The 14999-nt window shown below is 72.1% G+C and carries 13 protein-coding genes; 5 read left to right on the top strand and 8 right to left on the bottom strand.

What is annotated here, in order from left to right; all coding sequences use genetic code 11:
- Positions 1-131: 131 nt before the first annotated feature.
- Positions 132-980 carry an AAA family ATPase gene (locus DOO78_RS21305; protein WP_243634710.1) on the top strand — a complete coding sequence of 283 codons (849 nt, stop codon included), beginning with the start codon at positions 132-134 and terminating at the stop codon, positions 978-980.
- A 10-nt stretch (positions 981-990) separates the two neighbouring features.
- Positions 991-2175, top strand: coding sequence for a vWA domain-containing protein (locus DOO78_RS21310; RefSeq protein WP_207803000.1), 1185 nt, complete (start codon positions 991-993; stop codon positions 2173-2175).
- Between the two features lie 176 nt (positions 2176-2351).
- Here DOO78_RS21310 and DOO78_RS21315 read toward each other — a convergent pair whose 3' ends face one another.
- Positions 2352-2924 carry a c-type cytochrome gene (locus tag DOO78_RS21315; protein WP_111471904.1) on the bottom strand — a complete coding sequence of 191 codons (573 nt, stop codon included), beginning with the start codon at positions 2922-2924 and terminating at the stop codon, positions 2352-2354.
- Positions 2925-3348: 424 nt separating this feature from the next.
- On the opposite strand from DOO78_RS21315, the gene DOO78_RS21320 reads away from it, so the two are divergent.
- Positions 3349-4140: a DUF2189 domain-containing protein gene (locus tag DOO78_RS21320; protein WP_243634712.1), complete on the top strand. Its 792-nt coding sequence runs from the start codon at positions 3349-3351 to the stop codon at positions 4138-4140.
- Between the two features lie 134 nt (positions 4141-4274).
- Here DOO78_RS21320 and DOO78_RS21325 read toward each other — a convergent pair whose 3' ends face one another.
- From DOO78_RS21325 to DOO78_RS21345, 5 genes are all read right to left on the bottom strand, one after another.
- Positions 4275-5195 carry a hypothetical protein gene (locus DOO78_RS21325; RefSeq protein WP_111471905.1) on the bottom strand — a complete coding sequence of 307 codons (921 nt, stop codon included), beginning with the start codon at positions 5193-5195 and terminating at the stop codon, positions 4275-4277.
- A gap of 592 nt (positions 5196-5787) precedes the next feature.
- Entirely contained in the window at positions 5788-6678 is an 891-nt protein-coding gene (locus DOO78_RS21330; RefSeq protein ID WP_207803001.1) for a polysaccharide deacetylase family protein, read from the bottom strand.
- 76 nt (positions 6679-6754) lie between these two features.
- Positions 6755-7369: a glutathione S-transferase family protein gene (locus DOO78_RS21335; RefSeq protein WP_111471906.1), complete on the bottom strand. Its 615-nt coding sequence runs from the start codon at positions 7367-7369 to the stop codon at positions 6755-6757.
- 14 nt (positions 7370-7383) lie between these two features.
- Positions 7384-9108, bottom strand: a complete 1725-nt coding sequence (locus tag DOO78_RS21340; RefSeq protein ID WP_111471907.1) for a DEAD/DEAH box helicase — start codon at positions 9106-9108, stop codon at positions 7384-7386.
- A 93-nt stretch (positions 9109-9201) separates the two neighbouring features.
- Positions 9202-11496 carry a helicase-related protein gene (locus tag DOO78_RS21345; RefSeq protein ID WP_408887583.1) on the bottom strand — a complete coding sequence of 765 codons (2295 nt, stop codon included), beginning with the start codon at positions 11494-11496 and terminating at the stop codon, positions 9202-9204.
- A gap of 472 nt (positions 11497-11968) precedes the next feature.
- Between DOO78_RS21345 and DOO78_RS21350 the strand changes: the two genes are divergently transcribed.
- Positions 11969-12364 carry a (R)-mandelonitrile lyase gene (locus DOO78_RS21350; RefSeq protein WP_111471908.1) on the top strand — a complete coding sequence of 132 codons (396 nt, stop codon included), beginning with the start codon at positions 11969-11971 and terminating at the stop codon, positions 12362-12364.
- Between the two features lie 9 nt (positions 12365-12373).
- Here the strand turns inward: DOO78_RS21350 and DOO78_RS21355 are convergent, their stop codons facing one another.
- Entirely contained in the window at positions 12374-13087 is a 714-nt protein-coding gene (locus DOO78_RS21355) for a metallophosphoesterase family protein (RefSeq protein ID WP_111471909.1), read from the bottom strand.
- A 109-nt stretch (positions 13088-13196) separates the two neighbouring features.
- Here DOO78_RS21355 and DOO78_RS21360 point away from each other — a divergent pair, with 109 nt between their 5' ends.
- A complete protein-coding gene (locus tag DOO78_RS21360) occupies positions 13197-13652 on the top strand; it encodes a MaoC family dehydratase (RefSeq protein WP_111471910.1) in 456 nt (151 codons plus the stop codon).
- A 144-nt stretch (positions 13653-13796) separates the two neighbouring features.
- On the opposite strand, the gene DOO78_RS21365 is transcribed toward DOO78_RS21360, so the two are convergent.
- On the bottom strand, positions 13797-14921 hold the full coding sequence (locus tag DOO78_RS21365; protein WP_111471911.1) for a mandelate racemase/muconate lactonizing enzyme family protein: 1125 nt from the start codon (positions 14919-14921) through the stop codon (positions 13797-13799).
- Positions 14922-14999: the final 78 nt, after the last annotated feature.

A 14999-nucleotide genomic window follows, 5' to 3' on the forward strand; every position in this document is an offset into this window, starting at 1 on the left:
TCCGGGACTACTGGCGCCAACACGCCGCGTAACGGAACAGCGCCACCTGACCACAGCCCTACCGTCAAGCAAAAATGCCAGTGGTGCGGAAGCGACGCTTACCCTCTCTCCGAAGCATCCAGGGGGCAGGCGTGGCCGGGTTCCGCAGCACCGAGAGCTATATTGCATCCCGCGACCTCGAGGTCGCGGTGAACGCCGCCGTCGCCCTGCAGCGGCCGCTGCTGGTGAAGGGCGAGCCGGGCACCGGCAAGACCGTGCTGGCGCATGAGGTGGCCCGCGCCCTCGGCCATCCGCTGATCGAGTGGCACATCAAGTCCACCACCAAGGCGCAGCAGGGCCTCTACGAGTACGACGCCGTCTCGCGCCTGCGCGACGGCCAGCTCGGCGACCCGCGGGTGCACGAGATCGGCAACTACATCGTCCGCGGCAAGCTCTGGGACGCCTTCGAGGCGGACCGCCCGCAGGTGCTGCTGATCGACGAGATCGACAAGGCCGATATCGAATTCCCGAACGACCTGCTGCTCGAGCTCGATCGCATGCAGTTCTTCGTCTACGAGACGCGCCAGACGGTGGTGGCGAAGCACCGGCCGGTCGTCATCATCACCTCGAACAACGAGAAGGAGCTGCCGGACGCCTTCCTGCGCCGCTGCTTCTTCCACTACATCCGCTTCCCCGACCGCGCGACGATGGAGCAGATCGTCCAGGCGCATTTCCCCGACATCAAGCAGGAGCTGGCGCGCGAGGCGCTGAACGTCTTCTTCGAGGTCCGCGGCGTCGCCGAGCTGAAGAAGAAGCCCGCCACCTCCGAGCTGCTCGACTGGCTCAAGCTGCTGATGATCGAGGACCTGCCGCCCGAGGTGCTGCGCAGCCAGGACGCCAAGGTCGCCATCCCGCCGCTCTACGGCGCACTGCTGAAGAACGAGCAGGACGTGCATCTCTTCGAGCGGCTTGCCTTCCTCTCGCGGCGGCAGCAGCGCTAGGAGCCGGACGATGCTGGCGCATTTCATCGTCGCGCTCCGCACCGCCGGCATCCCGGCCAGCATCACGGAATACCTCACCCTGCTGCGCGGCATGAAGGAGGGCGTCGCCGATTACAGCGTCGACGACTTCTACCACCTCTCCCGCGCCACCCTGGTGAAGGACGAGCGGCACCTCGACCGCTTCGACCGCGTCTTCGGCGAGGTTTTCAAGGGCCTCGAGCCGCCCGAGGGTGACCCCGGGGCCGAGGCGCAGATCCCGGCCGAATGGCTGCGGAAGATGCTGGAGAAATACCTCACCGAGGAGGAGAAGGCGCAGATCGAGGCGCTGGGCGGCTTCGACACGCTGATGGAGACGCTGAAGCAGCGCCTCGCCGAGCAGAAGGGCCGGCACCAGGGCGGCAGCAAGTGGATCGGCACCGGCGGCACCTCGCCCTTCGGCGCCTATGGCTACAACCCCGAGGGCGTGCGCATCGGCCAGGAGGAAAGCCGCCACCGCCGCGCAGTCAAGGTCTGGGACAAGCGCGAGTTCCGCGACCTCGACGGCGATATCGAGATCGGCACGCGCAACATGAAGCTCGCCCTCCGGCGGCTGCGCCGCTTCGCCCGCCAGGGCGCGGCGACCGAGCTCGACCTGCCGGACACCATCCGGGCCACGGCCAACAATGCCGGGACGCTGGACCTGAAGCTGGTGCCGGAGCGGCACAACACGGTGAAGGTGCTGCTCTTCCTCGATATCGGCGGCTCGATGGACGACCATGTGCGGGTCTGCGCCGAGCTGTTCTCCGCCGCCCGGGCGGAGTTCAAGCATCTCGAGCATTTCTACTTCCACAACTGCCCTTATGAGCGGCTCTGGACCAGCAACCGGCGGCGCCGGGACAGCGAGGTCTCGACCTGGGAGGTGCTGCGGAAATACGGGCCGGACTACAAGGCCATCTTCGTCGGCGACGCGGCGATGAGCCCCTATGAGATCGTCCAGCCCGGCGGCAGCGTCGAGCACTGGAACGAGGAGACCGGCCAGGCCTGGCTGCTGCGCCTGCTCGGGCATTTCCGCCGCAGCGCCTGGCTGAACCCGATGCCGGAGCCGGCCTGGGGCCGCTACCAATCGGCGCAGATCCTGCACCGGCTGCTGGAGCAGCGGATGTATCCGCTGACGCTCGGCGGCATCGAGGCGATGACCCGCGAGCTGAGCCGCTAGAGTAGATTCTGTCCGGATGACCTCATCCGGACAGGTGAAGATGCTCGCAAAAACAAACACCTAGAGCATTGCAGATGAACGGAAGTTCGCAGGACACGCTCTAAGGATTTGTTCAGCCGCAGGCGATCACGCTTCCGGCCGCGGCCGGCGGCGCGGCCGGCCCGGGCCCGGCAGCCTTATTTCGCCGGCGCGGCCTCTTCGGCGGCCGGCAGCGGCGGCGCCTTCGGCGAGATCGACCGCAGATAGGCGATGACGTCGGCGCGCTGCTTGGTGTTGCTCAGGCCGGCGAAGGCCATGCGGGTGCCCGGGGCATAGGCGGAGGGCTTGGCGAGCCAATGGTTCAGCTCGTCATAGTTCCACGGCCCTTCCTTGCCCTTCAGCGCCGCGGAGTAGTTGAAGCCTTCCAGATGCCCATGCGGCGCGCCGACCACGCCGTAGAGATTGGGCCCGACGCCGGATTTGCCGCCATCGTTGAAGGTGTGGCAGCTGCCGCACTGTTTCTGCGCGACGCTCTGGCCGGCGGCCACATCCGCATTGGCGAGCAGCCCGGCGATGGGCTCGACGGTCGGGCCGGTCGGCCCCGCCGCCGGCGCCGCCGTCGCCCCGCCTGCCTCCTCGCCGAGCTTGATGGCCGCCTCGTGCGGCCGCTCGCCATGCACCAGCACTTTGCCGAGTTGCCCGGCCACCATGAAGGTGATGCCGGCCGTGAGAAGTGCAGCGAAGGCCTTGTTCAGTTCGAGCGATTGCATCGGCGATGGCGTCCCTGAGAGGCGACGAGGTGGCAACGCGGACAGGTGGCACCGCGCGCGCGGGGCACGGGAATGGGCCGTCCAGGGATATAACCGAAGCGGCGGGACCCGCAACCCGTCCCGGCATCGCAGCGGCCGGGCGCCGCCGCGGCCGGCCGGGACGCGCCGCGGCCGGCATCCTTGCCTTTCCGATCCCCCCCTGCCGCTACGGCCCCGCCGGATCGCCGGCGCCCGACAAGGATGACACCGGGGAGAGAACAGGCCCGGGGAGCGCAACGCCCGGTCGCGCGTTGCAGCGAAGGAGGTTGCGGCCCGGGCATGGGGTCGTGCCGTCCGTGCGCCGGAGCCAGGGTCCGAGACCCCCGGGCTTCGGTCCGCACCATGGCCAAACCGCAGGAATGCGGCCTTGAAGGAGGGTTTCGCCTTGCCTCAAGCCTCGACCCAGGCCCGCGCTGCCGGCATCGCCCCCGTGGCGACCATCCGCCGGATCGGCACCGCCGATCTGCGGGCGGCGCTGCGGGAGGGATGGCAGGATTTCCGCGCCATCCCGACGCAGCTCATCTTCCTCTGCATCCTCTATCCGATCGTCGGCCTGGTCGCGGCGCGCGCCGTCTCGGGCGGGGACCTGCTGCCGCTGCTCTGGCCGCTCATCGCCGGGCTGAGCCTGGTGGGGCCGGTCGCCGCGGTCGGGCTATACGAGATCAGCCGCCGGCGGGAGGCCGGCGAGCAGGTGTCCTGGCTCACCGCCTTCTCGGTGCTGCGCCATCCGAACCTGGCGAACATCGTCATGCTCGGCATCCTGTTGATGGCGATCTTCGTCGCCTGGGTCGGCGTGGCGCACTGGATCTGGAACACCACCATCGGCGAGCTGCCGGTGGCCAGCCTCGGCGACATGGCGGATGCCGCCTTCACCACGCCCGAGGGGCACCGGCTGCTGCTGCTCGGCAACGGCGTCGGCTTCCTCTTCGCTGTCGTCGTCCTGGTGCTGACGGTGGTCTCGGCGCCGATGCTGATCGACCGCAACGTCGGCATCGGCCCGGCGATCGGCACCTCCATCCAGGCCTGCCTCGCCAATCCCGGGCCGATGGCGCTCTGGGGCCTGATCGTGGCGGCGCTGCTGGCGATCGGCAGCATCCCGGCCTTCATCGGCCTCGCCATCGTCATGCCGGTGCTCGGGCATGCCACCTGGCACCTCTACCGGCGCGTGGTGGCCTGACGCGAAACGGCCCTGATGCCTGGGCGCATCAGGGCCGTGCTGCCAGGGCCGCGTCACCGCCTCGGGCGATGCCGCCCGACCTCGAGCCGATCCCGATCAGGCGGACTCGCCTGATCGGGTGAAGCCGCTCCAGATCAGGCGAAGAGCACCTGGTGGACATCCGTGACGCCGTGTAGCGCCACGGCGCCCTGGTAGAGCGGCGCATCGACGCCGTTGGCCGTGTCGTAGACCACGAGCAGGTCATGCCCCGCCGACCCGACGGTGAACTCGCCCGGCGCGGTGATGTCGCCGCGGAAGGCGGCATAGGTGCCGTCCGCCAGCACCGGATGCTTGTGCGCATCGCTCAGCTGCACCGGCGTCCCGGCATTGCTTGGGTCCTGGATGTGCTGCGGCCCGGTGCTGAGCGTGACCTGCTGCAGCAGGGTCGGGGCGCCGATATCGACATGCTCGCCCGCCTGGTAGTCGGTGATCTCGTCGATCACCCCGCGCAGGATGTCGCCCTGCGAGATCGTCCCGTCGACATCGTTGGCGACGATGAGGTCGCTGGCGTTGCGCAGCAGGAAGCTGTCATGGCCGGGGCCGCCGGTCATGATGGTGCCGGCGACGCCCTCGGTGGTGTAGGCATAGCCGCTGCGCATCGCCGGGGTGCTATGGCTCTCGAGCAGGTCGTTGCCGGCGCCGCCGATGAGCTGGTTGTTGGTCGCCTCGTAGACGAAGCTGTAGCGGCTCAGATGGTAGTCGTAGCCGGCGGCGATCAGATGGTCGTTGCCGGACTCGCCGAAGGCGCTGTTGCCGGTGCCGGTGACGGTGATGAGGTCCGCGCCGCTGCCGCCGAGCAGCCAATTGCCGGTGCCGATGGCGGAGAGCGTGTCATTGCCCGATTCGCCGAAGGCGATGGAATAGTTCACCGCGTACGGGGTGAAGCCTCCCGGCGGCTTGAACCCCAGGGTGATGGTGTCGGCACCCGCCCCGGCGAAGACGATGGTCCCCGTCCAGTCACCCTCATAGGTCGTTCCGAAGACGTCGTTGCCGCTTCCGAACCTATACGTGGCCATCGTGGCGCTCCTCTTGTCAGCAAGACATCGGCCATTCCTGGCCGGCGAATGTAAGCCTCAAGAATTAATCCGTTGCAGCGTGGCAGAACGCCATAAAAGACCAGGACTCACAAACGCTCGACCCGAGGCAGGATTGTTCTGCCGGCATGGCCGTACCCAGGACATCGCTTCTTGCCCTAGATGGTTACATGCGACGCAGCAAATTCTATGTGAAATCGCGGCTGGCCAAGACGACCATGGCCGCTGTCGCAGGGCGGGATTTAAGGCATTGCAGGAGGAGGATGAGATAACTTGGGCGTGAGACGCATTTGGAAAATTCTCGTGTGGCGTGTGGGCCCCGATAGGCCGCGGCCATCGCCAGTCTCACCTGTTGCCGCGGCGCCGGCTGTGCTCGGGGTCACAGCCGCCGGGGCGCGGCGCACCGTCACCCGATCAGGGCGGCAACGGCCCGGAGCAGGATCCGTGACCCTGCGTGAGCGGGTCTTGGCCTGGAGCAGATCCCGATCAGGTGGCCTCACCGGAGCGGGTGACGATGCTCCGAAAACAATAGTCTAGGGCACTTCCCCTGAACCGGTGTTCAAGGGAAGTGCCCCTAGCCCCGGCCGATCCGGCCGCACTCCCCGCGGTACCAGTCGAGCAGCTGCTCGCCGTTCCAGTGCAGCACCCCCGGCCGGCTGGCGACGTGATCGTAGAATTCCTCGAGATAGCCGATGCGGTGCGGCTGGCCGGAGATGTAGGGGTGGATGGCGAGCGACATGATCTTCGCCCTCTCCGCCCCTTCCTCATACAGGCGCTCGAACTGGTCGATGGCGCGCCGCAGCAGATGCGCGCCCTCATGGTGCTGCACGATCATCATCGGGATGTCGTTCAGCTCGACGGTGTAGGGCAGCGTCACCAGCGGGCCATGCGCGGTGCGGATCGTGGTCGGCTCGTCGTCATAGACCCAGTCGCCGATATACTGCACGCCGGCCTCCGCCAGCAGCTCGGGCGTCTCGTAGGTCTCGGTCAGCCCCGGCCCGAGCCAGCCGACCGGGCGCCGGCCGGTGAAGCGCTCCAGCCGGTCGAGCGAGCGGTGGATCATGCCGCGCTGATCCGCCTCCTTGTGGATCGGCCCCTGCTCCCAGGAATGGCCCATGAACTCCCAGCCCGCCGCGCGCGCCTGGGCGGCGACGCGCTCGTATTCCTCGACGACGCGGGCATTGATCGAGAGCGTCGGCCTGATGCCCAGCCGCTCGTAGAGCCGGAAGAAGCGCCAGACGCCGACCCGCATGCCGTATTCGTGCCAGGACCAGTTCGGCACGTCGGGCAGCAGCACCTGGCCGGTCGGCGCCGGCAGCACCTGCCGCGCCATCGGCCGGGCGATGTCCCAGACCTCGAGGTTGACGATGCTCCAGAGCACGAGGCGCGCCCCGTCCGGCAGGCGCAGCGGCGGCCGGTCGACGATGGCGGAATAGGGAATGCGCTCGCGCGGCTGCATGGACATCGCGGACCTCCGTGCCGCCGGCGAGTCTCGCCGCGGCCGGCGCGATGTCAAATCCCGGCGGGCCGGGACCAGGCGATCAGAGGCCGCTCTCCGGCGGCAGCGTCGCCTGGAAGGCGGGACGGGCGGCGAGGGCGTCGAACCAGGCGGCGAGGGCCGGCCGTCCCGGCCGCCAGTCCCAGGCGCGGTGCCGCCGCTCGGCATAGCCGAGGGTGCAGCCGAGCGCGATGCGGGCCGCGTCGGGCGGGCCGGCCAGGCGCCAGCCACCGGCGGCGATCTCCGCCTCCAGCGCATCGGCGACGCGCCCGGCCCGCCCGGTCTCCAGCGCGATGACGCCCGGCGAACGCTCCTCCGGCACCCGCCGCAGCTCCCGGTTCCACACCCCGATGCCGTCCATCATGCCGAGGATGCGGCCGAAGGCGGCCCGCGCCGCCACATCGCCCAGGGGCAGCAGCGGATAGGCGCCGCCGAGCCCGTCGAGGAAGGGCAGGATGAGCGCCGTCTCGGTCAGCGCCGTGCCGTCCGCCAGCAGCAGGGTTGGGACGCGCCCGACCGGATTCGCCGGCAGCAGGCTCGAGGCCGGGTCGCGCAGCGTGGTCTCGACCTCGGCGACGCGGCCGAGCAGCCCGGTCTCCCGCAGCGCCACCCGGACCATGCGGGCGAAGGGGGAGCCGGGGGTGTGGAACAGGCGCATCCAGCCTCGGCCGATCAATGGGCGGCGCGCCGCCGCCGCTCCTCGCCGGGGCGGCGGTCGCGGCGCAGCGGCGGCCGGCCACCGGCCTCGGCCTCCCTGGCCCCGCCATCCCTGGCGCCACCGCGCGGCGCCCCCGTGCCGCCGGCCATGGGCTGGATGCCGATATGCGCATCCTCCTCCTCGCCCGGCTTCTGCGCCGCCGCGGCGAAGCGGGCGGCCGCCCAGGGCGCCACCTCGAATTGCGTCTCCCGCTCCAGCACCCGGATGCGGCCGATCTCCTGGCGCGTCACATGGCCGCGGCGGCAGAGGAAGGGCAGCACCCAGCGCGGATCGGCATTGCCGTTGCGGCCGAGGCTCATGCGGAACCAGACGCCCTCCTGGCCGGGCTCGCGCGGCAGGCGCGGCGGCGCGGCGGCGCGATCGGCCAGGGCGGCCAGCTCCTCGGGCGCCGGCAGCGGCGCCCGCAGCGCCTGCACCAGCGCCGCGGCGACCGCTTCCGGCGACCGCTCGGCGAGCAGCTTCTGGGCCAGGGCCAGGTCGCCCTCGCCGGGCTCCTCCGCCGTCCCCTCCAGCGCCTGGGCGAGGATGCGGGTGTCGTCCTGCTCGCGGATCGCGTCGGCCGAGGGCGCCGGGCCCCATTCCGCCCGCACATGCGCCGCCTGCAGCAGCCGCTCGGCGGCGCGGCGGCGGTTGTGCGGCACCAGCAGCGCGCTGGTGCCCTTGCGGCCGGCGCGGCCGGTGCGGCCGGAGCGGTGCAGCAGCGTCTCCGGGTCGTTCGGCAGCTCGGCATGGATGACCAGGCCGAGATCCGGCAGGTCGATGCCGCGCGCCGCCACGTCGGTCGCCACGCAGACCCGGGCGCGGCCGTCGCGCAGCCCCTGCAGGGCGCGGTTGCGCTCGGCCTGGGACAGCTCGCCCGAGAGCGCGACGGCGGCGAAGCCGCGCTCGGCGAGGTTGCCGTGCAGCCGCGCCACCGTCGCGCGGGTGCGGCAGAACACCATCGCCGCCCGCGCCTCGAAGAAGCGCAGCGCATTGACCACGGCGCGCTCGGTCTCGTGCGGGGCGATCAGCAGGGCGCGGTAGTCGATATCGCCATGCTGGCCACCCTCGTCGCCGGCCGAGATGCGCAGCGCGTCGCGCTGGTACTGCTTGGCGAGCTGCGCGATGCCCTTCGGCACCGTCGCGGAGAACATCAGCGTGCGGCGCTCGGCCGGCGTGGTCTCGAGGATGGCCTCCAGCTCCTCGCGGAAGCCCATGTCGAGCATCTCGTCCGCCTCGTCGAGGACGACGGCGCGGATCGACGAGGGGTCGAGGTTGCCGCGCTCCAGATGGTCGCGCAGCCGCCCCGGCGTGCCGGCGACGATATGCGCGCCGCGGGCCAGCGCACGCCGCTCGGCCACCGGATCGGTGCCGCCGACGCCGGAGACGACGCGGCCGCCGGCCTTGGCGTAGAGCCAGGCCAGCTCGGCCTGCACCTGCAGCGCCAGCTCGCGGGTCGGCGCCACCACCAGCGCCAGCGGCGCGCCGGGCGGCGGCAGGCGCTCGGCCTCGCCGAGCAGCTCGGCCGCCATGGCGAGGCCGAAGGCGACGGTCTTGCCGGAGCCGGTCTGGGCCGAGACCAGCAGGTCGCGGCCGAGCGTCTCCGGCTCCAGCACGGCAGCCTGGACGGGAGTGGGCTCGGCATAGCCGCGCTCGGCGAGGGCGGTGAGGAGGGATTGGGGAAGGGCGGGAAAGGGCATGGTTCGGCGACTCGCAGGGGGCTGCGGCAGCCCCGACAAAACGGAAGAAAAGGGCGGCGGGCCGGCGCGGGGGCCGGCCGTCGCCGCAGGGGATCAGGCCACCAGCTTGGCGCGGCGCTGCTGGCGCAGGACATCCTCGATCCAGCGGTCCAGCCGCTCGGTCTCGGCATGCGCTTCCTCGCGCGCCACATAGGCGGCGGGGAAGCGCAGCGCCAGCCAGCGCCAGGCGACCAGGCGCTTGTGGGTCTTCTCGGCGCGCTCCAGCTCGTCGCGGCTGGCGCGCTCGGGCGCCGGCAGCCGGCCGGCATTGGGCGGCACCACGCCGCGGCCGGCGCCATGCTCGATCGCCCAGCGGGCCAGCCGGGCGACGCCGTTGTCGCGCTCGTCCACCGGGCAGAGCGCATAGGTCCAGCGCTGCAGCAGGCTGAGGCCGGCGACGCCGTCGATGGCGCCGGCGACCGCCATGGCCTGGGTGAGGTCGGCCAGGCGGTAATTCGGGTCGTCCGGCCGCAGCACCGCGCGCTTGATGCGCGCCAGCACGCCGAACAGGCTGTCCGAGCCGATCTCCTGCGCCACATTGGCGATGATGTCGGCATCCGGCTGCACCAGCGGCCGCGGGTCCTCGGGCGGCAGCGGCGCCGCCTCCAGCATCGTCTTCACGAATTCCGGGCTGCCGCCGCCGGCCAGCACCGCGACCACCCCTTCCTCGAAGCGGCCGAAGCGGCCGGCGCGACCGCCGATCTGCTTGATCTCCTGGGTGTTCAGCTCGCGCCGCTCGGTGCCGTCGAACTTCCGCAGGGTGGAGAAGATCACCCGGCGGATCGGCAGGTTGAGGCCCATGCCGATCGCATCCGTCGCCACCAGGATATCGGCATCGCCCTCGCGGAAGCGGGCGGCCTCGGCGCGCCGCACCTCGGGGCTCAGCGCGCCATAGACCACGGCCACGCGGCGGCCGCGGCGGACCAGCTCGGCGCGCAGGTCCAGCACGTCGCGGCGGGAGAAGGCGACGACGGCATCGCCCGGGCCGAGCTCGCCGAGCCCGACCGGCGCGCGCGCCGCCACCAGCGGCCCCTTGCGGCGCAGCGACACCTCCTCGACCGGGTCGCCGCAGAGGGCGGCGATGCGCTTCACCTGCGTCGCGCATTCCGGGGCGCCGAGGACGAAGACCTGCCGCGCCGGGGCGCCCATGATGGCGGCCGTCCAGGCGGCGCCGCGGTCGCGGTCGGCGAGCATCTGCGCCTCGTCCACCACCGCGACATCCACCGGCAGGTGGAAGGGGCACATCTCGACCGTGGCGGCGAGATGCCGCGCCCCGGCGACCGGGATGCGCTCCTCGCCGGTGGAGAGCGAGGCGGGCACGCCGCGGCTGGCCAGCGCGTCGCGGAACTCATGCGCCAGCAGGCGCAGCGGGGCGAGGGCCATGCCGGTCTCGGCCGCGGCGAGCGCATCGAGCGCGGTATGGCTCTTGCCCGAATTGGTCGGGCCGGTGACCAGGGTGATGCGGCGGTTCAGCGCCCGCGCCGTGGCGAAATGCCCGGCATAGCGGTCGAGCGCCGCGACCCGGGCGATGGCGGCGACCGCCCCCTTGCCGAGCCGGAGCGCCGGCGCCGCCGGGCCGCCGCGGCGCTTCGCCTCGACCGCCGCGCGGTCGGTCTCGCGCCATTGCGGCACGGCACGGCGCAGAGTGGCGAGCTCGGCCGGGTCGAATTCCCAGCGCTCCCGCCCGCCCCGCTGCGGGATGCGGCGGGCGACCGGGATCAACCCGGCCGCGATCCAGCGCAGCGCCTCCCGCTCCTGGCAGCCGAGCAGCCCGGGCAGCTCGCGGAACTCGACGAGGCTCTTCTCCCAGGCGCGGAGCCGGGCGACCTCCTCGCGCTTGCGGCTGCGGGCGGCGGTCTCGGCCTCCCGCTGCTCGCGGCGGCGGCGGGCCTCGCGGGCGCCGACCGCGTCGAGGAAGGGCAGCGAGTCCTCGCCCGAAAGGCCGAAGGCCACGGCGACCTCGCGCGCCAGTTGCGCATGCCGGTCGGCGGACAGGGCCGGCTGCCCCGCCTCGGTCAGCTCGGCCAGCACCGCCTCCAGCGCCGCCTCGGGGGTGGGGCCGAGGCTGCGGAAGCGCTGCGCCAGCACCGCCTCCAGGGCGGCGAGCAGGGTCTCGTCGGCCGGGGCGAGCTCGGCGACGGTGCCGGCCGCAGTCTCCTTGTCGGCCCGGCGGGCCCAGAGGCGGCCGGCGCGGCTGGCGAGGTCGTTCAGGCGGGTGATCCAGCCGCGCCGGCGCAGCGCCAGCAGCGCCGTGCGGATCGTCTCGGCATCGGCCGGCAACTGCCGCGCGACGCGGCGGATCAGGGCGGACATCTCCCGTGCCTCGACGGCGAGGCCGGAGGCAAGGATCGCCGCCTCGGCCGGCGAGACGGCCTGCTGGCTGGCCTCGGCTGGCTCATGGGCCAGGTCGAAGGCGGCATCGAAGGGTGTGGTCAAATCTCAGGACTCTCCGCGACCCGCGCGGGGGTCGCGCCATGGAACGGGCCAGATGGGCTGCATGCCCGAGGATCGGGCCTCGGAGATGCAAGCCCCGGGCCGTTCGAGGGCCTATCTGGCATGGGGCGTCGCGGGAGCGCCGCGCGCCCCTGACTGCGAGTGCCGCTTATATAGGAGCGATCCTGACCATTGCGAGGAAAAGCGTCGTGCGACGCGGGCGGCCCCGGCATCCCTGCCCCGCGTCGCCCGCCGGTTTCCTCCCCGCCGCGCCGGCGCGGGGCCGCATCGCCGGCGCCAGCGCCGACGCGCCGGCTGGCCTGGCCGCATCCGAGCCAGGCCAGCGGCGTTCGGGCCCATGGGACAGCATGGATCGGGGAGAGCACCCATGGAGATCAGGCGCGCCGGATCGCAGCCTTCCGGCCCGGGGCCGGCCGCGTATTTCACCGGCGCGGTCCGCATCGACCCGCTGCTCAGCCCGCCCGAGCCGGCCCGGGTCGCCGGCGCCCTCGTCACCTTCGAGCCGGGGGCGCGCACCGCCTGGCACACGCACCCCCTCGGACAGACGCTGATCGTCACCACCGGCTGCGGCTGGGTGCAGCGCGAGGGCGGGCCGGTCGAGGAGATCCGGCCGGGCGACGTGGTCTGGTTCCCGCCCGGCGAGAAGCACTGGCACGGCGCCACGCCGACCACGGCAATGAGCCACATCGCCATCCAGGAGAAGCTGGACGGCTCGCCCGTCACCTGGATGGAGCAGGTGACGGACGCGCAGTACCGCCGCTGAGGCAGGGGGTCAGGCCTGCAGGAAGGCCAGCCGGTCCGCCTCCAGCACCAGGCAGGTGAGCTCGCGGCCGAAGACCGCGCCGGTGTCGATGCCGATGCGGTTGGGCTTCACCACCGGGCCGCGGGTCGGCGAATGGCCATGCACCACCACGGCGCCGAACTCCGCCTCCGAGGCCAGGAAGCTGTGGCGGATGCGCAGCAGGTCGTCGGGCGACTGCGCCTCGAGCGGCAGGCCCGGCCGCAGCCCGGCATGGACGAAGAGATAGCCGCCCAGCCGGTGATGCAGGCCGAGGCCGCGGAGGAAGGCGAGATGCGCCGGCGGGATGCCGGCTGCCCAGCCGGCGGGGTCGCCATCCGCGTCCAGGCCCCAGCTCGCCAGCGCCTCCCGCCCGCCGCTGATGCGCCAGTCGGTCACCGCCGCGCGCTCCCCGGCCAGCGCGTCGAGCATGGTGCGCTCGTGGTTGCCCATCAGGTTCACCACCGGCACGCCCGGCAGCGGCGGGCCAGCGGCCAGCCGGGCGACGACGCCGGCGCTGTCCGGCCCGCGATCCACATAGTCGCCGAGATGCAGCAGCAGCGGCGCATCGACCGGCCGCGCCGCGAGGTCCTCGGCGATCCGGGCATGCAGGGTGGCGAGCTTGTCGGCGCAGCCATGCACGTCGCCGATGGCATAGACGCGCTGGCCGGGCGGCAGGCTGGCGGGGGCGGGCTGGAAATCGGGCATCGCCGCGCATGATCCCGCGCGCCGCGCCGGCCGCCAAGCCGGTCCGGGGCCCATCTGGCCAAGCCGCGGCCGGCATGGCAGGAATTCCGCGACGCCCGAGGAGGAAACGATGCTCGAGATCGCCACCATCGCCGACCTGCCCAACTATGTGGGCAAGACGCTCGGCACCAGCGACTGGGTCGTGGTGGACCAGAAGATGATCGACCAGTTCGCCGAGGCGACGGGCGACCACCAGTGGATCCATGTCGATGTTGAGCGGGCGAAGCGGGAGATGCCCGGCGGCAAGACCATCGCGCATGGCTACCTCACCCTGTCGCTGCTGCCGCGGCTGAACCACGGCATCTGGACGCTGAAGAAGCGCAGCCGGGGGGTGAATTACGGCTCGAACAAGGTGCGCTTCACCGCCCCGGTGCCGGCCGGCGCGCGGGTGCGCGGGCATCTGACGCTGAAGAATGTCGAGGCGATCGAGGGCGGCGCCCGGCTGACCATGGAGGCGAGGGTCGAGGTCGAGGGCAGCGAGCGCCCGGCCCTGGTCGCCGAGACGCTGTCGCTCGTCTACGAATAATACTCCCCACGACGTCGCTGCGCACCGCCGCGGGGGCCCCGTGATTCGCTCCGGGCCCGAGGGCCGTCACAGCCTGCCGAGGCAAAGCCTCGCCAGGGCAACGGGAGACGACCGGGACGGCGGGCGACCCTGCGGGGCGGGCGCTCAGCCCGCCGCGGCGGAGGCGATGGTGTAGCGCCGCACCGCCTCGGCATCGAGGGTGATGCCGAAGCCGGGGCGGTCGGGCACCGCCAGCAGGCCGTCGCGCGGCCGCGGCGCCTCCGGCAGCAGATGCGGCCAGAGCGGGTCGCGCGCCGGATCGGCGAAGCACTCGACGCAGAGGCCATGCGGGATGCCGGCCAGCAGATGCGCGGCGATCTGCGGCTCCTCGTGATGCGCCATGCGGATGCCGTGCAGGCCGCAGAGCGCCGCGGCGCGCCGCCATTCGGTGATGCCGCCGGCCTCCGAGGCGTCGAAATTCACGATGTCCACTGCCCCCGCCTCGACCAGCCGGCGCACGCCATGCGCGGAATACTCGCTCTGCCCGGCATTGACCGGGATACGGGTGGCCCGCCGCACCTCGGCCATGCCGCGCGCCTCGTCATACCAGTGGCAGGGCTCCTCGAACCAGGCGATGGGCAGCTCCTCGATCAGCCGGGCGAAGCGGATGGCCTCCGCCGTGCTCCAGCCGCGATTGGCATCGACCGCGATCAGGAAGCCATCGCCGGCCCCATCGAGCGCCGCCTTCACCCGTTCGGCGTCCTGCTCGGGCGAGAGGCCGCCCACCTTCACCTTGCAGCCGCCCATCCCCCAGGCGCGGAGCTGCTCCATCTCCCGCGCCAGGTCGAGCAGCGTCTTCCCCTCGGCGTAATAGCCGCCGATGGAGATGATCGGCAGCGCGCTGCGGCAGCCGCCGAGGAGCTGGCGCACCGAGAGCCCGGCCCGCTTGCCGAGCAGGTCCCAGAGCGCGGTATCGACGCAGGCGATCGCCTCCATGGCCAGCTTGCGGTCGCGGTTGGGGATGGTGACGGCGTGCATCCGCTGCCACAGCCGCTCATAGTCGGTGGCCTCCTCGCCGAGCAGCAGCGGCGCCAGCTCCTCGGTGACGATGCGCACGATCTCGGCGCCATGCTCGCGGTTGTCGCCGTTGTAGACCTCGCTCGCCAGCCCGCCCGCGGTGCGGATGCGGGTGATGACGGCGCAGCGCGTGGTCATGGCATAGACGCTGCCGGCGAAGCGCCGCGGCAGCGGGATCTCGATGGCGATGGCCTCGACGCGCTCGATCCGCATGCTGGTCCCCTCCTTTTCGCCTTGCCCGCGATCCGGGCTAGCCTCGGCCCGCGCCACGGCAACGGCAAGGGAGGAGAG

This window comes from Roseicella frigidaeris (assembly GCF_003258945.1).
Classification (GTDB): Bacteria; Pseudomonadota; Alphaproteobacteria; order Acetobacterales; family Acetobacteraceae; genus Paracraurococcus; species Paracraurococcus frigidaeris.